We start from the raw sequence: 22,223 nt of genomic DNA on the forward strand, positions 1-22,223 counted from the left end.
TTACCCAACTTAACAAAATCGTATAATAGAATTGATCAGTAATTATACTTCGTAAAATCACACATCGCTTCATCGCAAAGCAACTGCCGTAGTTCAGGGTCTTGCAGCACCTGCGTATAATCCATCCACTTGCCATCGACCTTCAGCTTCCGATGTATGAGCCGGATACCATGGCTGTAGTCAACATACCAGTTGATGTGCCCAGTATAGAGCTGCTGTATGGGTTTGCCGTCTGGCCGGTGCCAGCCGTAAATGGCTACCCGGTTGGGGCGAGGGTCTTGGCTTACTTTGCTGCTGATCACAACATCCTTCTTGATGCCGGCGATAAGTCCCTTGCGTCCCTGGCGTTGTCCTTCAATCATGAGGTGGTGATGAAACATGGTTGGAGTACTATCACGGAGGGCGTATAGCGGGAGCGGTTCCAGTTTCACGGTGGCATGCTCGTAAATAGTATTCACCATTTTGCGGGTAGGCAGAAAACAACCTAAGCTATCGGCCAGTTGCTGACCGGCCATCGGGGTAAGCGGTATGCGGGCCCAGTCTTTTTCATTTCCGATACTCATATAATCAGGACTAGCATAAAAAACAGCTTGTATTGTTGTGCCATCCGCCCTGGAGGTAGTAATAGGTATAGCCACGAATTTTTGAAAGAAGTCTGGCATATTACCACTCAGGATTTCGCGTACGGCCAGCGAATCGCGCTGCTGCCAGGTATAGCCCGCGGCTTGCTGATAAAACGCGGAGCCTGACAAAGCAGTGGCAGGGCGAGTTGGTAGCGTAAGTTGTCGATGGCTGGTGCAGGAACAGAAGAGTAGGAGAAAAAAGAAGTAGAGGATTTGTTTCATCATTTCATCGGTATCAGGCAAACTGCTACTTACTGTATCTGTTACAGGTTTGAGCCTGTTTACCATCCATTCAAATGACCAAGTTAAAGAAAGTATAGCATACGAGGAGGAAAATATAGATTATCTGAAATATTTGTGAAGCTTATACTTATCTTTTCAGCCAATTAACTTTAGCTTGTTTCGAGACTTAGATTATGCATGGTTTAATATTAAAAATGTATCGCTATCTTGAATAATCGCACTCAAACAAGCAGACCTGTTTTTGAAAATTATAACAACCAGTCTAGAACACTAGCAAAATCAGTTTATCATCTCAAATAACACAAAATGCCAAAGCAAACACACAGTTTACCAGCCTTGATCTCTTTCTTCATCCCAGGATTAGGCCAGCTCATCAAAGGCCATGTTTTGAAGGGAATATTTATCTGGATCTTTGGTGGGATTCTGACCTTCTTCTTCTGGTGGACGATCATCATTCCATTCATTCTGTGGGCCTGGAACGTATATGACGCCTATAATTCTTAAGCTATAAGAGGCTGTTTTAATTTCCTTTATTTAGTTTGTTAAGCATGATGTGAATCATGGCCACTTTTATCATCGTCTCAGACGATTTGGTGGAGTACTCATAGTCCTTGGACAGCCTGCGGTAAAGGTTGAGCCAGCCGAAGGTCCGTTCCACTATCCATCGCTTCGGTAAAGCTTCAAAGGCTTTCTTGTGGATCTTCTTCACAATCTCCAGCCTCCAGTTCAGGTGGCGGAACGTGTTTTTCACCCACTCCCACATGGCAAGCCCGCCGTAGCCCTGGTCAGCGAAGAACAGCCTCAGACGGCCGAAATCCGCCATCTTAGCTGCCGCCCTGCGCAGCAGCCACTGGGCTCCCTGCCGCTCGGCAACGTCTGCCCGGTGGACGATGAGCACGATCAACAGGCCCAGCGTGTCAACCATCAGATGCCGCTTGCGCCCCTTCACCCGCGTCATAGCCCCGCTCGCCGCCCTGCTGCACGGTCTTCACGCTCTGCGAGTCGAGGATGCCCACGCTCGGGGAGGCCGCCTTGCCATGGCGGCCCCTGACCTGCTTTGAGAGACAATCGTGGAGCATTTCCCAGCAACCATCCCGCCGCCATTTACGGTAATAGTAGTAGGCCGTCTGCCAGCAGGGCAGGTCTAGCGGCATCATGCGCCACTGAACGCCCCCTTGACCACGTAGAATATGCCGTCCAGAATGCTGCGAAGCGGCCACTGGCGCTTGCGCTGCAGCATCTGCTCCTCGAATATCTCCGCTATTAAAAGCCATTGGGTGTCGGTTAAACTGCTTGGGTAAGTCATAAGTCTGCTAACTTTTCTTACTCAAACAACCGGCACCTGCTTTTTTATTCATTCAAATCAAAACAGCCTCTAAAATTACTTTATGATGCTTTCAGATTTCTCCTTTTGTCGAAATGACAGGGTGTGTGACAATTCTGATGATCTAAAATTGAACAGAGCACCGATCTAATTGCTATAAATAACCTATCCTAGAGGTATGAAAACACTACTGCTGACCCTGATGTTCTTTACCACGTTAGTGGCTTTTGCGCAGTCTCCGGAAGAACAGTTAACGCAATTAAACATGCAACTGCCGGAAGTACCGGCCGCTGGTGGCAGTTTTGTAGACGCTGTAAGAGTTGGAAATCTGATTTACCTGTCGGGCAAAGGTCCGCGTACCAGCAACGGAGAGTACATAAAGGGCAAGCTGGGGCAGGACCTGACCGTGGAGCAGGGGTATGAGGCGGCAAGGTTGGTTGCTCTGCTGCAACTGGCGGTACTGAAAAAAGAGCTGGGGGACCTGAAGCGGGTAAAGCGTATCGTGAAAGTGAATGGGTATGTGAATTCGGCCGCGACCTTTTACGACCAGCCGAAAGTGATCAACGGGTATTCCGATGTGATGATCGCAGTTTTTGGAGACATGGGCAAACATGCGCGGACTGCAGTAGGTACCAATGCGCTTCCGTTTAACATGGCAGTGGAAGTAGAGATGATCGTGGAAGTAGCGGACTAAACGTATTTCGTGTCGCAGTCGGTTATCACGTTCAGATTTCTCCTTTCGTTGAAATGGCAGGGCGGGAGAAATATCGAAAGAAGACCAGTAACGACACTAATCCTAACACCGCCAGACAGATCCATGCCGTTGTGATAATCTGCGGGCTCTCCGCTACATTCAATTCGCGGTGTTTCAGGATGATACCGTAGAGCGCCCAGATACCGACCAGGCCCACCACGGGGTTCGTTCGGCTAAAGACCACAAACACCACGATCAGGGTAGCTGCGACGATCATGATCAAGGTCCAGAGTCCTTCACTCAGACCAAAGCCACCCCAGCCCAAACCTACCAAAGCAGAACTGATGTTGGCGACGGTGGCAATGATGATCCAGCCAAAGTACAAGCTTAGCGGTACCTGTGTAAACCAAATGGAAGCGGCCGAGCGGCTCGTGTCGAATATACCCAGTCGCAGGTGTATGGCCAGTAGCGAGATGAGCTGGATTAGTATCAGCACCACCGAGAGCACCAGCTGTTCGTTTACCCAGGCGAGGGTCCAGGCGCCGGTAGCCAGGTTGTTTAGCATGAAAAGAAAGCCGAGCCGCTTCAGGTCCGCGTTGGCCTCGTGCAAGGCGGGCTCCTTAAACGCTTTGATGAGGTGGTAAATGCAGAAGGCTGACAGCGCCAGGTATATGATCCCCCAAATGGAAAAAGTGATACCTGCCGGGGTGAAAAGCGCCGGATATTTTGCGGACACTTCACCGATGGTCTCTCTATTGAAAAGCTCCAGCTGCGTGAGCTGCGATGGCACCAGGTGCAACAGAAAAAATACAGTGTTCAGTACGGCAAGCGTCTTGATATTTTTCATCGGGTAGAGATCTTGTTAAGATGTTCTGTGTAAGCAAAACAATAACGCAACAGGTAAAGGTATAGGGAGGTTTATACCTGCTTTTGCAGCCGCAAACCTACTCCCAGACTAAAAATAAAACTGTTCAGAGAAATCTTGTCGAAACTCACAAAGGCATTCGCGTTGCTCCCCGCTTGGCTAGCACCTGACAAGGTGTGGCTGCCCAGGTCTGTTTTGCCGGCATAAAAATACTGTAGCTGCAGGTCCAGGTATACCCTGGAGCTGGCGGGTGTACTAAAACCAGTTTCGAGCACAAAGCCGGGTCTGGTCATTTTCTTGTTCGCCAACTCCGACTCCTCGTAGCGTAAGGTATTGTTTAACCGGTTGAAAGTAGGGCCGACTCCCAGCCGGATGTATTGCGAAAACAGGGGCACATACCGGACGGCCAGAGCAGCCAAAGCGGCACTGGTTGCATGCAGCTGGATTGCGCTGAAATCCATCTTGTAGCCTGAAACATCGCTTTCCCTGTAATTGAATAACGCCTTCACATAATACTGCGATGTGATTGGATGCAGTATGCCCAGTTGCACGGCCATTTCATTACGTCTGGGGTTTTTGGCAGTATCAATAAAACCTTTTCCGGAGACAGGTTCTCCAAATCCCTGATCCTTTAATTCTGCCCTGAAGTCGTGACCTGATCCGGCAAAGATAACTCCATTGTGAAAGGAAATCTGGGGGCCGGTAGCAGGAGCCGACAGCTGCGCAAAGGCAGGAGCACCGTATGCCAGGATAAGGAATGTGAACAGCAGATTTTTCATACAGGGCAGGTATTATTCTAATATGTAGGATTATACGGGGCAGGCTATATAAGTTAAAACTTATTTAAGCATTGGCTCTATACCTGTCCGGTCGGGACTTTCTCCAGGTATAGCCGGAAGTCACGCAGCGTCTGGCGTTCTCTGATCCGTGTCTGCTGAGGTAAACTAGTTTGGTTACGCGGTCAGTGATCAGATTCAGATTTCTCCTTTCGTCGAAATGACAGGATTTGCCGGCCATTTTTGTTATGCGCTACACTTTACAAAATCGAACTGATGGTTAGCTGATCGCCGCCTTCCTTGCCGATCTTGTTCAGCTGAATTTCTTCGGTGTCAGGTATAGATTGTGTTCGTAGCGCTTTGATATAAGCTTCCAGTTCTTCCTGTGTTTCGAAAAGCGCTTTCACTTCTTCCTGCCGCTGGCTGAGGGTTTTCACTGCATCGTTGGTAAGGCTGTAGAGCTTCCAGGCACGAAAGCGCCCGCTGTAGCCTTCATATCCGCCGATGCACACATAAGCATAATAATCGCGGTTCCAGTCGAAGTCATTGATAGATACTTGTGCCATTTTAAGAGGAAATTATTAGGGTGTGATGCTTTAGGTATAGCTTGTTCAATTTATTGAAAAATCTGCAGAATATTGGTTGATGAGAAATACTTTTCTTGTGTTAAAGGCGGAAGGGATGCTGATGCGATGTGGGCTGATTTGCCTGCCGGTATAAGAGCAGTCTGGCTTTATTGAATTTTGGTGTTGCTTGGACAAGCTGCTCAGCGGACAGGTCGCAACCTGTCCCTACGAATGTGGAATTCATCATTAACAAGGATATTCCGTATAGGATCAGAACAAAAACACAAACCACACTATGAAAACAGCACTCGTAATCGGCGCCACTGGCCTGGTAGGAACGCAACTGGTACAGCAACTGCTGGCAGATGATCGCTTCAGCAAAGTGATTGTGTTCGGACGCCGCAGCCTAGGTATAGCTAACACCAAACTCGAAGAGCACCTGATCAATTTTGATGCGTCCGATGAATGGCAGCACCTTGTGAAGGGCGATGTGTTCTTCTCCACTCTCGGTACGACCCTGAAACAGGCGGGCGGACAAAACGAGCAGTACAAAGTCGACTATCACTACCAATACAAATTTGCAGAAGCCGCTGCTGAAAACGGTGTTTCGGCCTATGTGCTTGTTTCATCTTCAGGTGCCAGCAAAGATTCCCTGATATTTTACTCCCGCATGAAAGGCACGCTGGAAGAGAATGTAAAAAATCTCGGATTCCAGAGTATTAACATCATCCAGCCCGGCCTGCTGCACGGCGACAGGAAAGAGGAGCGTTTCGGAGAAGCTGCTGCTTACAAAGTGATGCACTTTTTAGATAAAGTAGGTATAGCCGGCAAGTACAAACCGTACGAAGACAAGGTGGTGGCGCAAGCCATGATCAACGCAGGTATAGCCGCACAGCCCGGTGTCCATACCTATACCTTAGGCGATATCTTCACATTAGCAGAAAGGGAGCACCTGAGTCGGTAACAGGTACAAATGTCGCTATAGACACAAGTGGGTAGAGCTGTATTCGATAGATCACCTGTTCTTTGCTAAACTATCGGCAGGTGCAACCAATTTCGCCATGCAGGTGACGGACCGCTTTGGAAATATGTACCGGGATGAACTGAAACTCGCCAAACTGGAAATAGCTGTTAATTTTTAGGAACCTCTTACTCACCCGATTCGCCAGGTGATCGTCACGGTTTCGGCTACATCAATGTCGTCAGGTTCAATATCGGGGGCAGGAGCGGAGGCCTCCATCAGTACTTGGCTGTCGTAGACCGCGTAGTCATGTTGCTGGGAGCGGATGGTGAGTTCCCGGTAGGAATAATCGATGTCGAGTATCTCACGCAACTCCACGCCGGTGGCTTCTGCTATGAGCGCAGCATTCTCTTTGGCTTTGGTGATGGCCTGCAGGATGAGTTGCTGCTGGTGATCGCTGGCATCTTTTACGCCGAAGGAGATGCTAAAATCCAGATCGTCCATATGCCTGGCGATCTGCCCAAGTAGTTTGTTGATGAGCGCTTTGTCGAGGGGCAGCTCCAGTTCCATCCGATGCGAGGCGCTGTAGCCAATAAAGTCTGGCTTTTCAGTTTTGCGGTTCCACTGTGTTTCCTTGCGAACACCAAAATCCTTGGTCTTGAGATTACTGCGGGCTATACCTTGCGCTTCGATGATGTTGCGCAGTTCCTCTACTTTGGCGTTGAGGGCATCAACGGTTTTGTCATATTCCCACTCCTGTGCACTGGCACTGAAAGAAAGGATCATAAGGTCGGGGGTAACGGAAAGCTTGCCGCGCCCCGTGATCTGCAGTTTACGTTTCATAGTACAGGCATCATTGATTGAAAATATTCTCTAATATATAGTTTAAATTGAATAATTCTAAAATATAAGTGCTGTATCCCGTGAATGGCAAATATGGTAGGAGCTATACCTGAAAAGCGGACGAGCGCTGCCCCCTGATCTAACATCAGATTGCTATATTTACGAAGCTATACCAGAATCTATGCGCTGCTTCAAATTAATTCTACTCACTTTTGGTTGCCTCCCGCTACTTTTGGGCTGTGCGCCAGGAATCCTGCAAGGTATAAGCACCCGCCAATCCGGAGCCGCCGCGACAGAATTGCGCGTGATGAGTTATAACATCCACCATGCGAATCCTCCGAACAAAAAAGGCGTGATCGATCTGGAGGCGATTGCAGCTGTGATCAGGAATGAAAAAGTGGATTTGGTAGCGTTGCAGGAAGTAGATGTGAATATCCCGCGTTCAGAAAATGTCAACCAGGCAAAGATGCTTGCAGAAATGCTGGAGATGCATTATTACTTCGCCAAGGCGATCAATTTTGCAGGAGGGGAGTATGGCGTTGCGATTCTGTCGCGCTATCCGCTTTCCGACAAACTGAAAGTGCCGCTGCCAGAAGAGGCCGATCCGAAAGCGGAAGACCGTGTACTGGCGCTTGCCACCGTGCAGTTGCCGGGTGGACAGCGCATCCGTTTCAGTAGCACCCACCTCGATGTGCTTAGCAGCGCTAACCGTCTGCAGCAAATGCAAACCATCAACTCCATTGCCGCAGCAGATTCCTTGCCTTTTATTCTGGCCGGTGATCTCAACGACTATCCGGCAAGTCCCGTTTTGCAGGAGCTTGACCGGGTATTTCAGCGTACCTGCCTGTCAGCTTGCGAACCCACCTTCCCTCAGGATAAACCCGATCGCCTCATAGATTACATTGCTTTCACGAATTCAGATGGCCTCAGTGTGTTATCGCTTCGGGTAGTGCCTGAAAGCTATGCCTCTGACCACCGGCCGGTGGTGGCGGTGTTTATACTCGCTGCTTCTCCCGTTAATCGTTAGACGCCAATTGCTCCTTACTGGTAGGCCAGCTCTCCATTGACAGGATCTTTTGAGTGAGGGCACCGGTTATCTCATCTGCAATCTGGTTGGGGGCTCTGTTATAACGGGTATTGGCCAACACCACAAAACTATACGCCTCGTTAACCCGCGACAGCACAGCGGTGGTGCCGGGCAGAGAGCCATAGTGGGTCCAGGTGTCGCCGCCGAAATAGGTGGCCTGCAGTAGGTTATCTTTTATAAGATCAGGTATAGCCGGGTTGCGATCGATCAGGGCCATAAAGCGCATCAGGTCGCCTGTGCTCGACACCCAGCCGCCATGAGAATCCATGCGAGTCATGTTGTAGGAGTAGGGGCTGTGCTGCTTCTGGTAGTATTTCACTTCCTGCGGAGCCTTTTCGGTTTCCAGGTCGCCGGCAATGCGCATCCCAAAAACTTTGGCCGGTTGCAGTATTTCTTCCTGAATATAAGTTTGGTAAGGTTTGCCCGTCACTTTTTCGATTACCCTGCCCAGGATGCTGTATCCCAAGTTGGAATAAACATTGATAGAGCCGGGCTGATGATCCAGTGTACTGTGCAACACCTGTTCTGCAATGATCTTCCTGGAAGTCGCAGCAGAATCTACCAGCATCGGATCGCCTCCGCTGTTCGTCCAGCCGGAAGTATGTGTGAGCAAATGGTATACCGTGATCAGCGCTATGTTCGGGTCAGTATCCGGTGCCGGAAAATCCTCAGCTAGTATACCTTCTGGACCGAAAACTTTGTCTGCCAGCGTTAGTTTACCATCCTGTATAAGTTTGAGTATGCCGGCACTGGTGATAGGTTTGGACAAACTGGCAATCCGGAACAAACTTTGGTCGCTTACAAGCGTTTCATTTTCCTTGTCTGCAAAGCCATAGCTTCTGATAAAAACCGGCTCTCCGTTTCGGGTGATGGAAACCGCCAGACCTGGCACGTTGTAGCGCTGCATGATGCTGTGAAGTGCCTCATCGAAGTCAATATAAGCGGAGCCGGATTCCGCCTCCTGCTGCACCACGCTGCCATCTTCGGCCACTACATTGTAGTAAATTTCCAGTTCAGGTATGCTTTTTTCTGAGCTGCCTTCTGCATTGACGTTTCTAACTAGGGGTGAGGTAGCATTGTATACCAAGCCGCCTGTTGTGGAGGCAAGGTGAGCCGGCTGCCTCGTTGTATTTTCGGGGAAAATTACGAAAGAGAACAGACCGTTCTCTAGTGGAAAAGTGGGTGAATTTGTAGGTCTACTGATCCCGCCCCGGCATGCGAACATGCAAGACAGAAGCAGTGCGACACACAACCTTCTGTACATACTCTAAAATGGTAATGGGTACTAAAATAGTATTAAAGCAGCGCACCCAGGTATAGCTTATACCTTCGGATAGGCTGATTTTCATAGTACAGGTATAGGAGCATCAGAACCGGCCCTGCGGAGGAGTAGTGGTTCTGATGCTAATTTATAATTTTCTCAGGCAGGAAGCAAAATGAGATTTGAATAATAATTGAATTTCTTTGATGTGAGAGGCCATCATACGGCATAAAGAATGTATTTATTTCTTAGTCTGCTATGGTGAGCCTTTGCAATAGATAGGATATAGCATCTTTTGAAGCAGCCCAATTCTATACCTGATACAGTAAAATCAGTTCAAGCCGGATTTATCGCTTATCGGTCAGCCTATGTTATAGTATAGGTTTGGCGTGGTTCTTTGTGATACTCTGATGGGATTTATAATCATTCCGGTGCGGCTAAATTAAGGTATAGCGAAGTCTGGTTTCATGCGATTAGCAATCCAAAAATCAAGAAAAAAAATTAACCCCGTGACCGAAGTGTTCACGGGGTTAAAGGTATAGGTTACTGGACGATTAACCTGGTTGCTGAGTCGTTGCCGGAGTCGTTTTTTTCTCTTTCGGGTTGCGCTTCAGCAGTGGAAGGAGCGAAACGCCTACGTAGGCATTGGCGCCATATGGTTTCCCCAGGTTAAAGGCGCCGCCAATGTTGTCAGAGCCAACATAAAAATTCATGAAACGCACCATGGCTCCCACCGTCAGCACCGAATAGTTGTTTTGCAGGGCTACCGGCATGGCTACTTCAAACTTTTTAAACTCAGCGCGCGGTGTAACAGCAAACAGTGAGTTCTGTCGCATACCGATCGCGTTGCGGCCACGCACGCCCTGGATCAGGGTGGCATTGGCATACAGCGTACGCGTCAGGCGATAGTCCAAGCTGATGTTCAAGGCAGTAGGAAGGGCGGCGCGGAAAGACGTCTGCTTTTCGCTCTCGCTCACATCCAGCTGCCCGTTCAGATAATCCAGCATTTCCTCGGTGGTTTCGCCATCTCCTATATCAGTGAGGTTAACTTCCTTGTTTGTTCGCTTCACATCGTAAGCCCATACCAGGTCCGGGTTGTTGTAATTGATGCCGCCAATATCCATCAGTGACACAGCCACGCGATACTTATACTTGTTCTGCTCCACGTCAGTTAGCAGTTGTCCGTTGCGCGTTACCTGGTAATCCGGATTGTTGGTGCGGTGCTCGTAGGTAAAGCCCAGGTCAGCACCCCAGCCGCTGCCTGCGCTCTTGCTGCCCAGCAGCAAACTGAGCAGGTCGCCACTTTCGGCAGCATCAAAGTCTGGTATAGCGGCATAGCCGTAGCGGGCGTGTACTTTATCCAGTTTCACCACATAGTCAGTTTCGTCGGTGCCGGCAACAGGTCTATCCTCAGCCTGCAGATCCGTATCCTCCAGGTTCAGGAAAGCGGCAGATCCTCCGTTTAGGCGCTTGATCGTTATACCTGCTTTAATAAAGTGTGTCCCCTGGTGCAGCACCACGCGCGCATAACTCAGACCAAACTCTGAGAACGCGTTCACATTCAGGTTCATGTTGTTGCCGGTATAGGGCTGGTACAGGTAGCTGTCGTCTTCACCATCGGCTACTTTATACAGACGGGCTACTTCCTCCGACAGGTTGTTGGCTTGCACGCCGGCACGTACACGTGTTGTTATCGCGATACTATGCAGGGGACTTAGCTGGAGCATCAGGGCAGGACCTTTAAAGTCTGCACCGGCCATCACGAGCTTCTGTTTCCCGTTAAGATTCTCCTGAATGTACTCACTTTTAAACTCTTCTCCCTTACGGGCCAGCTTAAACAGCGACATAGGCGCATCGTAGCGTAGGTAGTTGTTGGTAGCGCCAAATTCAGCTGAAAACAGGTTCAGGTAAAACTTGTGGCGTGAATCAGCAATTGCTGAAGGGTTAGAATAGAGGCTGTTAGTGCCCGCATAATTACTGTTGGCGATGCCTAATTGCTGCGCTTCTGCTGACTGTGGTAAGAGCGGTTGCGCCAGCAAACTAAGGCAAAGACCAAATTTTAGTGCGTAGATTTTTCGATTCATGTAAAGTGAATAAGGGTGTGTAGATAGAAACTGAGTAGATTGTAATTCATAACCTGGAAAGGCACACAGAGGTATAGCGCAATGCAAAATGCAATGAGCAAGAGCACCCAAAAATTATAATAAAGACAAAATTTTGCATTTAGAGACGACAAAGGTAAACTACGGAATCGGTTGTACCAATACCCAGAAGTAGGTATTTGGTGAAAAAAAAATCCCCTTCTACCAGAAGGGGATTTGAAGTTAAATTGGTTGTAGCTATACCTTACCAGGCAACGCCGTAGTCTTCGCCATGGTTGCTGGAGCCTCCCCAGAGACTGCCGTTTTTCCAGTCGAAGAAAACTGCATTGATGGGGCCACTGGTGCGGTCGCCGAAGCTCAGGGTATAGCCCATTTTCTTCAGTTCATTGCGTACTGAGTCCGGGGTGCTTTTGTTGAGCAGAATATGGCCTGGCTTTGGTTTGCGGTCGTCGATCTTGGTGCCGCCCAAAGAGAGCCAGAGCTGGTTGGTGTTAAAGTTGGCCGCTTCAGCTGCCTTCTGTACGTTCATGTCAAACTCCACCACGTTGAGGAAGAACTGCAGCAGGTTCTGTTCCTGGGTATCGCCGCCCTGCACCGCAAAAGACAAAAAAGGTCGACCGTCCTTCAGCGCCATAGAGGGAGTGAGAGTCACGCGTGGACGTTTGCCCGGCGCTACTACGTTAAAAGGATTGAGCGTCTGGTCGAGCACAAAGCTTTGCATGCGCTGGCTCATACCTATACCTGTGTTGCCAGCTATAGTAGCCGGCAACCACCCGCCGCTTGGTGTGATGGAAACGATCCAGCCTTCTTTGTCAGCCGCTTCGATGGTGGTGGTGCCGCGCCACAATCTGTCCTGGTATTCGGCATCTTCCATAGACGAACCGCTGCGCTGGTCGTGCGTAGGAGCAAAATTGCGTCGCACCGTGTCAGGTTCGTAACCTCGCTGCTTCAGCATTTTCAGGTAGGGGTTTTTGCGTCCTTCAAAAGGATAAGGGTCACCGGGGCCAATGTTCTCGTCGTTTTTATCGGATAGCATCAGGCTGGCCCGTTGTTTTGCGTACTCCTTGCTGAGCAGGCCTTTCATTGGTTCCTCGGGTTTAAAGTAAGGATCACCGTAATAGAAATCGCGGTCTGCGAAAGAAAGGCTCATCGCCTGGTACAAGGTATGGATGTAGCGGGTGCTGTTATAACCCATACCTTTCAAATCGAAGTTTTCGAGTATGTTGAGTGCCTGCAACATAGCTGGTCCCTGTGTCCATTGCTGCAGCTTGTATATCTCTACGCCTTTGTAGTTCACCATCAACGGTTCTTCCTCGATCGGCTTCCAGTTCGCCAGGTCCTGCATCGTGATCAGGCCACCTTGTTCTTTGGAGCCACGCACAAATTCTTCGGCAATATCGCCTTTGTAAAAGCGGTCGTAGGCCGCCATAATGGCCTCCTTTCGGCTTTTGCCTTGCTTTAGAGTGGCTCTTTCGGTTTCTACCAGCTTGGTGAGTGTTTGCAACAGGTCTTTTTGTACAAAAATCTCACCTGCTACCGGTGCTTCCCGTTTCTCACCCGGATGGGTCAGAAATACCTTTTTGCTGTAAGGCCACTGCTTAATAAGTTCCTTGTTCCTTTCAATGCTGTTGGCGGTTTGGGCCTCCATCGGGTAGCCGGCAGCCATTTCCATGGCAGGTGCGAGCACTTCTTCCAAACTCAGGGTGCCGTAGTTGGCAAGCATGTGCATCAGTCCACCGGGTGTACCGGGGGTGGTAGCTGCCAGCGGTCCGTTTTCCGGCGGAAAGTTGTAGCCTTTGTCTTTGAAAAATTTAGCTGTCGCGCCAGTAGGAGCTACGCCCATAGCGTTAAGGGCGATAACCTTTTTGGTTTTGGGATTATAGATGAGCGCCTGCGTTTCACCGCCCCAACTCAGCACGTCCCACATGGTACAGGTGGCCGCCAGCATGGTGCAGGCCGCATCCACGGCATTGCCGCCTTTCTGGAAAGTCATGGCACCGGCAGTGGCAGCGAGCGGTTTGCCTGTAATGGCCACCCAGCTTTTGCCGTGTAGCACTGGTTTTTGGGTCTGCTGCGCCGTAGCTGGTAACAGGGGCAAAGCCAGCAAACAAAGCGTAATGAGTCGTTTCATTGTTTTATGATTTAGGAAATCAATTTAATGAAATTGACAGAGGAGCCCAATACTGCCTGTTTTATTTCAGCTTTATCTGACGGTTTCTTGGTGATTTTAAAATGCATTACAATTGGGAGGGAGTGCGATGTATTTCAGATCCTCACTATACAACAACTGGCTCAGGAGCTTTAAGAAGCACCTCTCTTACCAAAAACCTTACATAAGTCACTCCCTGATAGCAGTTAAACTGCCGGCATTCAATCTAGGTGCCAATACCTGCAGGTTGCGCGAAGCGCAAGAAGTAAGGCTTGTCTGAACGATTCGAACAAGACAAACCTTCCACAAGGTTAATCAGGCATGCAACTGGAATTTAAAGTATTCATCATATTACAAGAAAACTGTTTCTGTTTATCAAATTGATAGGTATCTGTCCTGTTATGGTATAAGGCCTTCACAAGTAAGAAGGTAATTTTGCGTTATCATTCAGCATAATTAAATAGGAAAGTTATGAGTAAGAAAGCATTGCTTGTCATAGACATACAGAACGATTATTTTGAAAACGGAGCCTGGGAACTGGAAGGACCGGTAGAGGCGAGCCTGAAAGCCCGTAAAATGATCGATCACTTCAGAGAAAACAACCTGCCAATCGCACATATTCAGCATTTTGCAGCTGACGTTAACATGCCTTTCTTTCAACCGGATACAATGGGCGTAGAGATCCATGACAATGTAAAGCCACTTGAAGGAGAAAAGCTGGTTAAAAAGTATTATCCGAATAGCTTTAGGGAGACCGATCTATTGGAATACCTGAAGGCCAATGAGGTAACTGAAGTGGTGGTGACAGGTATGATGACGCATATGTGTGTGGATGCCACTACAAGAGCTGCAAAAGACTTCGGATTTGAATGTACGGTAATTGGTGATGCCTGTGCCTCCCGCGATCAGGAAATCAATGGAAAAGTAGTGAAGGCTGCCGACGTACATCATGCCTTTTTAGGTGCTCTTTCCTTCTTCTATGCTAATGTCCAGAATACGGAGGAATTCCTTTCTGCCTAAGTAACATCTTAGATAAAGAAAAGAAACTTCCTGCCAGGTATATGTCGGGGGAGTTTTTTTTTACTGAATACCTATTATCACAAATTCATATAAAACATCAATTACTGAATCTTCTTACAATAAAACAGTGTCTGGTAATCTTCCTCCATTATGTTAGCATTGATTAGCAACACTCAAAACTTCGTCAAATCCTTGTTTAGGTTAATATTGGTGATTACAGCTCGAGTCTGTCCATAAGTACATTTTGTCTTTGCCCTTGTATGCTATTCAGCTACCCAAAAACGGTCAAATCCACGGCGGTCAGCAAGCTTTGCCTTTTCAATACTGTTATTCCTTAGGAAAGAGGCCAACAACTGTGACCAATGGTCGAAGGCATCAAGAGGCGAGCGGTAGATAGCGTTTTAAATGTTCATTTTTTGTAAATTGCAAGAAAGCATATACTTACGGTCAGGGTATAGAGCTATCTTGATCATAGCATTTTCATGAACATAATCTGCTACCTTATGTGCCAAGGTATAGCATTGGTAAGCTTATGGAAACCCTTAAATTTCTTAAGACAGAATGTGGCGTAGAAGTACTCTTGAACGTACTCCACTTTACAAGTGGTGAAAGCGACTATTTAAAGAAAGTACCGTTCAATACAGATTTTTTTGAGGTCGTTTTCTGTAAGAAAGCCAAGGGGAAACTCCTGCTGAATGATCATCAGATCGAACTGACTGGCAACAGCGTCATCTTCCTGTCTCCCTATCAAAAAAGGCAGTGGCATTTCGAAGAGGGCGAACAAGATTTTACCATACTTCTCTTCCAGGAGGATTTTCTGAACGACTTTTTCGCTGATAAATTATTTGCCTATCGCTTGTTGTACTTTTACCAACTGGATTACCCGCTGAAGATGGATGTCGGAAAAGAAACAATTCAAAGCTTCTGTACGCTTTTGACCGAAATAAAATCAGAGCTTGTGCATCCCAAGACCGACAGCGGACACATCATACGGTCGCTGCTCTATTATATTTTACAGAAGCTGAACAGGGAGTATGCTGTCGTTAACCAACTGAAAATGGAAAGGGACAATGACCATTATGCCTTTCAATTCAAGCGGTTGGTTGAGATGAACATAAATCAAAAGCAGCGTGTGAGCGATTATGCCGAAATGCTGGGGATTACGCGGGTTTCTTTGAACAAAGCAGTAAAAGAGCAGTTTAATGTCACAGCCAAGCACCTGCTTAAGCAAAGGCTGCTGCTCGAAATAAAAAACTATCTTTTCCATTCCAAGCTTACGCTCAGTGAGATTGCCTATGAACTCAATTTCCCGGAACCCAATCACCTGATGCGATTCTTCAAAACCCAGACAGGTATGACTGCAGGAGAATTTCTGCAGACTAATGGTAAAGATGAATCTTTAAAGTGTAGAATTTTCTGAAGGACATCCGGATAAAAAAACCACTCCAGGTTTATCTGAAGTGGTTTTTTAGTAGACCAAAGGATGGGATTATCGACCTTTATCCACAGGGATTTAACTGTTCTAGAGGCTCATCTTTATATGGATTAGGAGCTGAAGCACAGATAATTGCTGCTACCCTTGTAGTCATCTAGACCTTTTTTGCTGGTTGATTTTTTCCAGATTGCTTTTGCTGTTTTTTAGTGTGGAGGCGTCTTTTGCAGCAGTAGCAAGTTCAATGGCTTTCTGGAACTGCTCTTCAGCCTGCTTTAGGCTGCCTTGCTTCAGTAAGGCTTCCCCGTAGCTATCAAATGCATTGGCCGAGCCAGCATATGCCATCGTGTTATACTTGAAAATAAGCAGGGCAACAGGCATTGTAGCCGGGTTGTTAAGATATTGGTAGGCGATGGTGTTGATGGTGCGCTCGCCGAAGCCGGAGCCTTTTAACCCATCAAATACAACTGCTTCGGCTTTGGGTTCCTTTCGCTGCTTCAGGTACACTGCCGCCTGCACGAATTTATCATCTAAGGCCGTCATTTTGGCTTCGTGCTCCTGCCGAGCCTTTTTCTTCGTTGCCTCTTGCACCACCTGACTGATGGCGTTAATCACCAGTTCCGGCTCCTCCCTATGTATGTTATGGCTACTATTGGCAGTTATAACATGCGCGCCACTGGTAAACTGGCTGAAGAATTCACTGTGCAGCGCTCGCCATACTTCCACACCCTTTGGTTCGTGGAGAAACAATTCCGGGTTTGCCATTTTCTGCACAGAGGTAAGCACCACAGCCGGTACTTGTGGCAACTTTCCGAAGTCAGGCAAAGCAGCTTTTTCGAAAATCCTGTTTATGGCTTCATTTTCCTGCTTGAACCTATCGGGTGTAAAGCTGTTTTGCAGCTCCATGTCCTTTACGGCCTTGGCATAATCTGCCTTTTTGAGTTCCTGCATCATTCTTTCATGCGCCGGATCAACAAAGACCAGTCCTTTCACTTTATCCGGATGTTGCGCCGCATAGGCTCGGATAATGAAGGCGCCGTACGAATGGCCCACTAAAATGAAAGGAGGTTTCAAATTTGCCCGATCGATGAGAGTGATCAGATCCTGTACAGCTGCCTCTAGGGTTTGAGGCTTTGGATTGGGTTCGGATTTGCCCGTTCCGGCTCTTGAATACAGCATCACCTGGTTTGTGTTCATTACTTCAGAAGCTACGTTGCCCCATACTTTGTAGTCTGTTCCGAAGCCGGATTCGAAGATAACGGTGTATTCGCCAGCTCCTGCCTGTATCATCTCTAGCGAGTGATCCCCGACATTAGTCATTTTGGTTTGTTGGGCAGTTGCCAGTGTCATGTTCCCGAAGAAAAACAGCAGCAGGAAGGTTTTTTTGATTGTCATAGTTTTAGTTGTTTTTAAAAGTTTAAGATTAATTGGGGCTGTCTTGGATAGCTGGAGCTGTTGCTGACTCTAAATATCCTTTTAACAATGACTACTTTTCTGGTTCAAGTGTAATGTGGTGACCTAGTAATGTAAAGGTAAGCATAGTACTTTGTAATACAAGGTACTGTTTAATATATATATATTCTTTTAGACGAACTGGTGTATTTTGTCTCTGAACACTGCCTGGCTCTGGTCGAGCGTAACGAAGTAGAGAAAAGACAGCATGAGCTGCTGGATTTGCCTTTGTCCTGTTACAAATAGTTTAAGCATTATTGAAGCCAAGCGGAAGGAGGGAAGCTGCTTTAGTGTCTGAAGTGCATAAAAAAGCCGCTTCAGGTATACCTGAAGCGGCTTTTGAGTAGTCCGTAGGGGAATCGAACCCCTGTTGCCAGAATGAAAATCTGGAGTCCTAACCCCTAGACGAACGGACCATTCTGTCGTATTGTGATGCAAATATAGCGGGTTGCTTTTATTTTGCAAATGGCAACTGATACTTTTTATTGGATTTAGAGCCCATTTCAGGCTAACTGATTCATTTATAACCAGAAATAATTTACGCATTCTAATTATATCAGCTGCTTAGCTGGGGCTCCAATTCAAAATAGCCCTCTAAACTTAGCTGACCAATGGCCGGAGCTACACAGTCAATTTTGCTTACGGCTGTCATAAAGGCGAGCTTGTCGTACAGGCTTCTGCTGATCAGGCGCACAAAAGGAAGCAGCGTTTCTACGTAATCGAAGGGAATTTCGGCAACACGACCGGTATAATTTGCTGCTTCACAGACCAGCTGCGCCAATTCCTGGCGGGTATAGGTGACAGGGCCGCCCAGCTCGAGCGACTGGTTACGATTTCCGATGCTCGAAATGGCTATGCGGGCAACATCACCATCAAAAATCGGATTAGTGAGTTTATCCCCCTGGCCAAGCTGCCCGATGTGCCCTTTTCGGGCCATAATCGCCATTTCTTCAAATGCTGAGAACAAAGCGACTGGTTTCAGGATGGTATACGTTAGCGAACTGTAACGCAAAGCCTTTTCAAAATCGGCGTGTGCTTTGAAATAAGCCAGCTGCGGAAAGTGCCCGGCACCGTATGCTGATACATAAACGAATTGTTTAACGCCAGCCTGTTCAGCTTCTTTTAATAAATGGAGATTTGCTTTGTAATTGATGCTATGAAAAGAACCGCTGCCTTTGTGACGAAGGCTCAGATTTTTACCCAGGGCAGATATCACCACATCTACTCCCGCACAGCAACCTTCCAGGGAGTGTGGCGATGTCGCATCGGCAAGTACGAGCTCTTCCGGGTCCGGAAAAAGTGATTGCGCCTTTTTCAGATTGCGCGCCAGCACACGCACTTCATATCCCTGCTGTTTTAGCTCCCGGAAAATATGCCTCCCCAGGTGCCCGGTAGCGCCAGCCAGTAGTACTTTTTTCATAGTGTTGGGCTGTTTTTCTGTTTATTTTATATACGGGATAAAGTTTTGATCTGCAATGGATTAGGAGAAAAATACAATGAACCACTACGTTGTTCGTCAAGCTTTGTTTAAAAATTCCTATCTTAGGATCTACTTTGTGTAAGATGGGCATGTACTTGTCTGCCATTACCTGAAAGACTCATATGATGCACTTAAGTAAGTTGAGCAACGCGATTGTGCTTGCTTCTATTTGCCTGGGCTTAGCAGCCTGTGTTCCGCTCGAGCAGCAGGGCTACGACACTTCGGGAACTACAACCCAGCAGATTATTCGCTACCAGGACTTCGTGTATGATAACAGTATACGATCGGTGCAATGTTACCGCGGCACTGGAGGGCCAGAGGCCGTACTCGAGCCCGCCGTAATTTCCATAGGTCAGGAGCAACCCATCCTGCTCGAGTTTGACCGTCTGAATGCCGGTCCGCAGCGACTAGTGGCCAAACTTGTTCACTGCAACGCCGACTGGACTCCTTCCGGTCTTAATGAGGCACAGTACCTCAACGACTTCAACGAGTTCTTTATTACGGATGTGCAGAACTCGATCAATACCCGGGTGCCTTATGTCCATTATCGTTTTCGGGTGCCCCGCGTGAAACTGAGCGGCAACTATGTGCTACAGGTGAGTGAGGAGGGAGGCAATCTGCTGCTGACCAGGCGTATACTGGTATACGAGAATTTAGTAGCGGTGACCGCTAAACTGGGTGTGCCGACGGGTCCGGAGGGAAGAGCAGCGCGACAGCCTGTCGAGTTCAACGTGTTTTACAAAGATTATGCGCTGGTAAATCCGGCGCAGGAAGTAAAAGCGGTCATGCGCCAGAATCACCGTTGGGACAATGCCAAGGTATACACGAAGCCAGCTTTTGTGCGTGACGATCAGCGACGTCTGGAATATGTTTTCTTTGAAGCAAAGGATCATTTTCTGGGCTTGAGTGAATTCCGTTCATTTGACTCGCGCAGTATCCGCTTTAAAGGACTAGGTATAGAGCAGATCAACCTGGAAGTATCGCCGGTGCATATTCAACTACAGCAGGAGCGCATCAGGGTAGGACAGGTATACAGCCAGGATCCTGACGCGGATGGCAAGATGCTGTACGGCAACCGGGAGTATGGCAACTCGATCGTGAATGCCGACTATACCTGGGTTGATTTTGAATTGAAGACAGGAGAGGAGCAGGGAGAGGTATACCTGCAGGGCGGCATGACAGAGTGGTTATTAAACGACGAAAGCCGTATGCGCTATGACCAGGAGCAGCAGGCTTACAAGGGCAGACTTTTATTAAAGCAAGGATATTATAACTATTACTATGCACTGAAACCTGCTAACGCACAAACTGCCGATGCCAGTTATTTTGAGGGAAGTCATTTCGCCACAGGCAACACCTATGATATCCTGATCTACTACCGCCCGCCGGGTTCCCGTGCCGACCTGCTCATCGGGTATGAAGAGGTCCTGTTTAATAACAGATAAGGCGCTGCATAAATACCTGGATGTGGGTATTTCGGAATTTGAAATGTACTTATACCTTTGAGAATGACAATATAATGATATGATCGGGAGCTGGTTTAGATAAGCTTGTCTTTTCAGGCTGGCTTCCGTGACTATCAGCTTTTTATGCTTATCTGATTGATTGAAATCGGTTTATTATCGTTGAGATAGGTTTAGCGTCCATTGTTTACAAAAAAAGGCGGGATCACTCCCGCCTTTTGTATGATAGTCCAGTCTATACCTTATACGTTGAAACGGAAGTGCATAATGTCGCCGTCCTGTACTACGTAGTCTTTTCCTTCTACTGCCATTTTGCCGGCTTCCTTAATCTTCGCTTCTGACTTATATTCCTGGTAATCCTTTAGCTTGATCACTTCTGCACGAATAAAGCCTTTCTCGAAATCAGAGTGGATAACGCCAGCAGCGGCAGGTGCTTTCCAGCCTTTGCCAATAGTCCAGGCGCGAACTTCTTTTACACCAGCTGTGAAGTAAGTGATCAGGTCCAGCAGGTCATAAGAAGCACGGATCAATTTGTTCAGGCCAGACTCTGTCAAGCCATATTCTGCCAGGAACATCTCTTTTTCTTCCGGGTCCGTCAGCTCTGCGATCTGTGCTTCGATAGAAGCTGATATAAGGACAACCTGCGCATTCTCGTTCTTCACATGCTCTTCCAGGGCTTTAGAGTATTCGTTACCCTCCAGCATCGAGTTCTCATCTACGTTGGCAGCATAGATCACCGGTTTGTCCGTGAGCAGGTTAAGTTCGCTGATCGTTTCCTTGTCTTCTTCAGTTGCTTCGAGGCTGCGGGCGTTCAGGCCTTGCTCCAGGTGGTTCTTGTATTTATCAAGTATAGCCAGCTCCTTTTTGGCTTTCGCATCACCGGCCTTGGCAGAGCGCTGTACCTTCTGCAGCATTTTATCAATCGATTCCAGATCCTTGAGTTGAAGTTCGGTATCGATGATTTCTTTATCAGAAATCGGATCTACTTTGCCGGCTACGTGTACGATATTTGGATCTTCGAAGCAGCGCACCACGTGGATGATGGCATCAACCTCGCGGATATTGGCCAGGAACTTATTGCCCAGTCCTTCGCCTTTGCTGGCTCCTTTTACAAGGCCGGCAATGTCCACAAATTCAATTACCGTTGGCAACACGCGCTGCGGGTTTACCAGTTCTTCCAGAATTCGAAGACGCTCGTCAGGCACCGTAATAACGCCCACGTTTGGTTCGATGGTACAGAAAGGGTAGTTGGCAGATTCTGCCTTGGCATTCGAAATAGCGTTGAACAAAGTGGACTTGCCCACATTTGGCAGTCCCACGATTCCGCATCTTAGTCCCATTTATCTTTATCTTGTTTTATATCAGGGCGCAAAGATACGAAATTTCAGCAAGTATAGGGCAGGGGATACGGCTATAAAAAAAGCCCGTGCAGGAAACACGGGCTCTCGGTCGCTAAACTAAAAACGTGGAATCTATTCCCACTTCAGTTCTTCATCAAAAGACACCTCGGCACTGGCCACCGGCACCGGAATTGCTTCGGTTTCGGTTGGGTTTTCGAGGGCGGCAAGAGCCTCTTCTGTCAAAAGCTCAGATTTAACATGATCGATGGTGCCCTGTAAGGCTTCCATGAACTTCACGAAGTCCTCTTTGTAAAGGAAGATCTTGTGTTTCTCGTACGAGAACTCATCATCCTTAAACTTGCGCTTGCTCTCTGTGATGGTCACATAGAAGTCATTTGAGCGAGTTGATTTCACATCAAAGAAATACGTTCTCTTCCCTGCTCTTACTCTTTGGGAATAAATTTCTGCTTTGTCGTTGTTCTCTTCCACCGTGTTATAGACGTTAAATTCAACTTTCTGAACCTAAAGCTAACATATTGTTC

At 47.8% G+C, this 22,223-nt stretch carries 24 protein-coding genes and 1 tRNA gene; 7 read left to right on the forward strand and 18 right to left on the reverse strand.

Annotation, left to right across the window (positions count from 1 at the left end; translation table 11 throughout):
• Positions 1-35: 35 nt before the first annotated feature.
• Positions 36-848 carry a hypothetical protein gene (locus K3G39_RS01770; protein ID WP_220624438.1) on the reverse strand — a complete coding sequence of 271 codons (813 nt, stop codon included), beginning with the start codon at positions 846-848 and terminating at the stop codon, positions 36-38.
• A 324-nt stretch (positions 849-1,172) separates the two neighbouring features.
• On the opposite strand from K3G39_RS01770, the gene K3G39_RS01775 reads away from it, so the two are divergent.
• Positions 1,173-1,370: a hypothetical protein gene (locus K3G39_RS01775; RefSeq protein WP_220624439.1), complete on the forward strand. Its 198-nt coding sequence runs from the start codon at positions 1,173-1,175 to the stop codon at positions 1,368-1,370.
• Between the two features lie 16 nt (positions 1,371-1,386).
• Here the strand turns inward: K3G39_RS01775 and K3G39_RS01780 are convergent, their stop codons facing one another.
• The 3 genes from K3G39_RS01780 to K3G39_RS01790 are packed head-to-tail and all read right to left on the reverse strand — an operon-like array spanning position 1,387 to position 2,172.
• Complete coding sequence (locus tag K3G39_RS01780) at positions 1,387-1,824, reverse strand: transposase (RefSeq protein WP_220624440.1); 438 nt, start codon at positions 1,822-1,824, stop codon at positions 1,387-1,389.
• The gene (locus K3G39_RS21115; protein WP_220624441.1) at positions 1,784-2,023 is read right to left on the reverse strand and encodes a hypothetical protein; all 240 of its coding nucleotides are present in this window, start codon (positions 2,021-2,023) and stop codon (positions 1,784-1,786) included. Before K3G39_RS21115 ends, K3G39_RS01780 begins: the two co-directional genes overlap by 41 nt.
• Entirely contained in the window at positions 2,020-2,172 is a 153-nt protein-coding gene (locus K3G39_RS01790; protein ID WP_220624442.1) for a hypothetical protein, read from the reverse strand. The genes K3G39_RS21115 and K3G39_RS01790 overlap by 4 nt, the downstream gene beginning before the upstream one ends.
• A gap of 196 nt (positions 2,173-2,368) precedes the next feature.
• Here K3G39_RS01790 and K3G39_RS01795 point away from each other — a divergent pair, with 196 nt between their 5' ends.
• Complete coding sequence (locus tag K3G39_RS01795) at positions 2,369-2,884, forward strand: RidA family protein (protein WP_220624443.1); 516 nt, start codon at positions 2,369-2,371, stop codon at positions 2,882-2,884.
• 31 nt (positions 2,885-2,915) lie between these two features.
• Here K3G39_RS01795 and K3G39_RS01800 read toward each other — a convergent pair whose 3' ends face one another.
• From K3G39_RS01800 to K3G39_RS01815, 4 genes are all read right to left on the reverse strand, one after another.
• Positions 2,916-3,731, reverse strand: coding sequence for a hypothetical protein (locus K3G39_RS01800; protein ID WP_220624444.1), 816 nt, complete (start codon positions 3,729-3,731; stop codon positions 2,916-2,918).
• Between the two features lie 71 nt (positions 3,732-3,802).
• The gene (locus tag K3G39_RS01805) at positions 3,803-4,528 is read right to left on the reverse strand and encodes a hypothetical protein (RefSeq protein WP_220624445.1); all 726 of its coding nucleotides are present in this window, start codon (positions 4,526-4,528) and stop codon (positions 3,803-3,805) included.
• Between the two features lie 64 nt (positions 4,529-4,592).
• Entirely contained in the window at positions 4,593-4,766 is a 174-nt protein-coding gene (locus K3G39_RS01810) for a hypothetical protein (protein ID WP_220624446.1), read from the reverse strand.
• A gap of 19 nt (positions 4,767-4,785) precedes the next feature.
• Positions 4,786-5,091: a hypothetical protein gene (locus K3G39_RS01815; protein ID WP_220624447.1), complete on the reverse strand. Its 306-nt coding sequence runs from the start codon at positions 5,089-5,091 to the stop codon at positions 4,786-4,788.
• 295 nt (positions 5,092-5,386) lie between these two features.
• Between K3G39_RS01815 and K3G39_RS01820 the strand changes: the two genes are divergently transcribed.
• Positions 5,387-6,055: an NAD(P)H-binding protein gene (locus K3G39_RS01820; RefSeq protein WP_220624448.1), complete on the forward strand. Its 669-nt coding sequence runs from the start codon at positions 5,387-5,389 to the stop codon at positions 6,053-6,055.
• Between the two features lie 189 nt (positions 6,056-6,244).
• Here the strand turns inward: K3G39_RS01820 and K3G39_RS01825 are convergent, their stop codons facing one another.
• Positions 6,245-6,895, reverse strand: a complete 651-nt coding sequence (locus K3G39_RS01825) for an SIMPL domain-containing protein (protein WP_220624449.1) — start codon at positions 6,893-6,895, stop codon at positions 6,245-6,247.
• A 181-nt stretch (positions 6,896-7,076) separates the two neighbouring features.
• On the opposite strand from K3G39_RS01825, the gene K3G39_RS01830 reads away from it, so the two are divergent.
• Complete coding sequence (locus K3G39_RS01830) at positions 7,077-7,922, forward strand: endonuclease/exonuclease/phosphatase family protein (protein ID WP_220624450.1); 846 nt, start codon at positions 7,077-7,079, stop codon at positions 7,920-7,922.
• On the opposite strand, the gene K3G39_RS01835 is transcribed toward K3G39_RS01830, so the two are convergent.
• From K3G39_RS01835 to K3G39_RS01845, 3 genes are all read right to left on the reverse strand, one after another.
• The gene (locus K3G39_RS01835) at positions 7,912-9,069 is read right to left on the reverse strand and encodes a serine hydrolase (RefSeq protein ID WP_220624451.1); all 1,158 of its coding nucleotides are present in this window, start codon (positions 9,067-9,069) and stop codon (positions 7,912-7,914) included. The genes K3G39_RS01830 and K3G39_RS01835 overlap by 11 nt on opposite strands.
• A gap of 728 nt (positions 9,070-9,797) precedes the next feature.
• Positions 9,798-11,327 (reverse strand): DUF5723 family protein, encoded by a 1,530-nt coding sequence (locus K3G39_RS01840; protein ID WP_220624452.1) that lies wholly within the window; start codon positions 11,325-11,327, stop codon positions 9,798-9,800.
• Positions 11,328-11,589: 262 nt separating this feature from the next.
• Complete coding sequence (locus K3G39_RS01845) at positions 11,590-13,476, reverse strand: gamma-glutamyltransferase family protein (RefSeq protein WP_220624453.1); 1,887 nt, start codon at positions 13,474-13,476, stop codon at positions 11,590-11,592.
• A 489-nt stretch (positions 13,477-13,965) separates the two neighbouring features.
• On the opposite strand from K3G39_RS01845, the gene K3G39_RS01850 reads away from it, so the two are divergent.
• Together K3G39_RS01850 and K3G39_RS01855 are read left to right on the forward strand one after the other, a co-directional pair.
• Positions 13,966-14,514 (forward strand): cysteine hydrolase family protein, encoded by a 549-nt coding sequence (locus K3G39_RS01850; protein WP_220624454.1) that lies wholly within the window; start codon positions 13,966-13,968, stop codon positions 14,512-14,514.
• A 532-nt stretch (positions 14,515-15,046) separates the two neighbouring features.
• Positions 15,047-15,934, forward strand: coding sequence for an AraC family transcriptional regulator (locus K3G39_RS01855; RefSeq protein WP_220624455.1), 888 nt, complete (start codon positions 15,047-15,049; stop codon positions 15,932-15,934).
• Positions 15,935-16,099: 165 nt separating this feature from the next.
• Here the strand turns inward: K3G39_RS01855 and K3G39_RS01860 are convergent, their stop codons facing one another.
• From K3G39_RS01860 to K3G39_RS01870, 4 genes are all read right to left on the reverse strand, one after another.
• Positions 16,100-17,341: an alpha/beta fold hydrolase gene (locus K3G39_RS01860; protein ID WP_220624456.1), complete on the reverse strand. Its 1,242-nt coding sequence runs from the start codon at positions 17,339-17,341 to the stop codon at positions 16,100-16,102.
• A 189-nt stretch (positions 17,342-17,530) separates the two neighbouring features.
• Complete coding sequence (locus K3G39_RS20700) at positions 17,531-17,653, reverse strand: hypothetical protein (RefSeq protein ID WP_255593749.1); 123 nt, start codon at positions 17,651-17,653, stop codon at positions 17,531-17,533.
• Positions 17,654-17,742: 89 nt separating this feature from the next.
• Positions 17,743-17,814, reverse strand: a tRNA-Glu gene (locus tag K3G39_RS01865).
• A 140-nt stretch (positions 17,815-17,954) separates the two neighbouring features.
• The gene (locus K3G39_RS01870; RefSeq protein WP_220624457.1) at positions 17,955-18,818 is read right to left on the reverse strand and encodes an SDR family oxidoreductase; all 864 of its coding nucleotides are present in this window, start codon (positions 18,816-18,818) and stop codon (positions 17,955-17,957) included.
• A gap of 182 nt (positions 18,819-19,000) precedes the next feature.
• Here K3G39_RS01870 and K3G39_RS01875 point away from each other — a divergent pair, with 182 nt between their 5' ends.
• Positions 19,001-20,323, forward strand: coding sequence for a DUF5103 domain-containing protein (locus K3G39_RS01875; RefSeq protein WP_220624458.1), 1,323 nt, complete (start codon positions 19,001-19,003; stop codon positions 20,321-20,323).
• A gap of 260 nt (positions 20,324-20,583) precedes the next feature.
• Here K3G39_RS01875 and ychF read toward each other — a convergent pair whose 3' ends face one another.
• A complete protein-coding gene (gene ychF, locus K3G39_RS01880; RefSeq protein WP_220624459.1) occupies positions 20,584-21,681 on the reverse strand; it encodes a redox-regulated ATPase YchF in 1,098 nt (365 codons plus the stop codon).
• 132 nt (positions 21,682-21,813) lie between these two features.
• Complete coding sequence (locus K3G39_RS01885; protein WP_220624460.1) at positions 21,814-22,170, reverse strand: DUF3276 family protein; 357 nt, start codon at positions 22,168-22,170, stop codon at positions 21,814-21,816.
• Positions 22,171-22,223: the final 53 nt, after the last annotated feature.

Source organism: Pontibacter sp. HSC-14F20, from assembly GCF_019599265.1.
In the GTDB taxonomy this organism is placed as follows: Bacteria; Bacteroidota; Bacteroidia; order Cytophagales; family Hymenobacteraceae; genus Pontibacter.

Bases quoted from the DNA above. Each gene is read 5' to 3' on its own strand.
- K3G39_RS01770 (WP_220624438.1), bottom strand. From the start codon at position 848: ATGATGAAACAAATCCTCTACTTCTTTTTTCTCCTACTCTTCTGTTCC.
- K3G39_RS01775 (WP_220624439.1), top strand. From the start codon at position 1,173: ATGCCAAAGCAAACACACAGTTTACCAGCCTTGATCTCTTTCTTCATC.
- K3G39_RS01780 (WP_220624440.1), bottom strand. From the start codon at position 1,824: ATGACGCGGGTGAAGGGGCGCAAGCGGCATCTGATGGTTGACACGCTG.
- K3G39_RS21115 (WP_220624441.1), bottom strand. From the start codon at position 2,023: ATGATGCCGCTAGACCTGCCCTGCTGGCAGACGGCCTACTACTATTAC.
- K3G39_RS01790 (WP_220624442.1), bottom strand. From the start codon at position 2,172: ATGACTTACCCAAGCAGTTTAACCGACACCCAATGGCTTTTAATAGCG.
- K3G39_RS01795 (WP_220624443.1), top strand. From the start codon at position 2,369: ATGAAAACACTACTGCTGACCCTGATGTTCTTTACCACGTTAGTGGCT.
- K3G39_RS01800 (WP_220624444.1), bottom strand. From the start codon at position 3,731: ATGAAAAATATCAAGACGCTTGCCGTACTGAACACTGTATTTTTTCTG.
- K3G39_RS01805 (WP_220624445.1), bottom strand. From the start codon at position 4,528: ATGAAAAATCTGCTGTTCACATTCCTTATCCTGGCATACGGTGCTCCT.
- K3G39_RS01810 (WP_220624446.1), bottom strand. From the start codon at position 4,766: ATGGCCGGCAAATCCTGTCATTTCGACGAAAGGAGAAATCTGAATCTG.
- K3G39_RS01815 (WP_220624447.1), bottom strand. From the start codon at position 5,091: ATGGCACAAGTATCTATCAATGACTTCGACTGGAACCGCGATTATTAT.
- K3G39_RS01820 (WP_220624448.1), top strand. From the start codon at position 5,387: ATGAAAACAGCACTCGTAATCGGCGCCACTGGCCTGGTAGGAACGCAA.
- K3G39_RS01825 (WP_220624449.1), bottom strand. From the start codon at position 6,895: ATGAAACGTAAACTGCAGATCACGGGGCGCGGCAAGCTTTCCGTTACC.
- K3G39_RS01830 (WP_220624450.1), top strand. From the start codon at position 7,077: ATGCGCTGCTTCAAATTAATTCTACTCACTTTTGGTTGCCTCCCGCTA.
- K3G39_RS01840 (WP_220624452.1), bottom strand. From the start codon at position 11,327: ATGAATCGAAAAATCTACGCACTAAAATTTGGTCTTTGCCTTAGTTTG.
- K3G39_RS01845 (WP_220624453.1), bottom strand. From the start codon at position 13,476: ATGAAACGACTCATTACGCTTTGTTTGCTGGCTTTGCCCCTGTTACCA.
- K3G39_RS01850 (WP_220624454.1), top strand. From the start codon at position 13,966: ATGAGTAAGAAAGCATTGCTTGTCATAGACATACAGAACGATTATTTT.
- K3G39_RS01855 (WP_220624455.1), top strand. From the start codon at position 15,047: ATGGAAACCCTTAAATTTCTTAAGACAGAATGTGGCGTAGAAGTACTC.
- K3G39_RS01860 (WP_220624456.1), bottom strand. From the start codon at position 17,341: ATGACAATCAAAAAAACCTTCCTGCTGCTGTTTTTCTTCGGGAACATG.
- K3G39_RS20700 (WP_255593749.1), bottom strand. From the start codon at position 17,653: ATGCTTAAACTATTTGTAACAGGACAAAGGCAAATCCAGCAGCTCATG.
- K3G39_RS01870 (WP_220624457.1), bottom strand. From the start codon at position 18,818: ATGAAAAAAGTACTACTGGCTGGCGCTACCGGGCACCTGGGGAGGCAT.
- K3G39_RS01875 (WP_220624458.1), top strand. From the start codon at position 19,001: ATGATGCACTTAAGTAAGTTGAGCAACGCGATTGTGCTTGCTTCTATT.
- ychF (WP_220624459.1), bottom strand. From the start codon at position 21,681: ATGGGACTAAGATGCGGAATCGTGGGACTGCCAAATGTGGGCAAGTCC.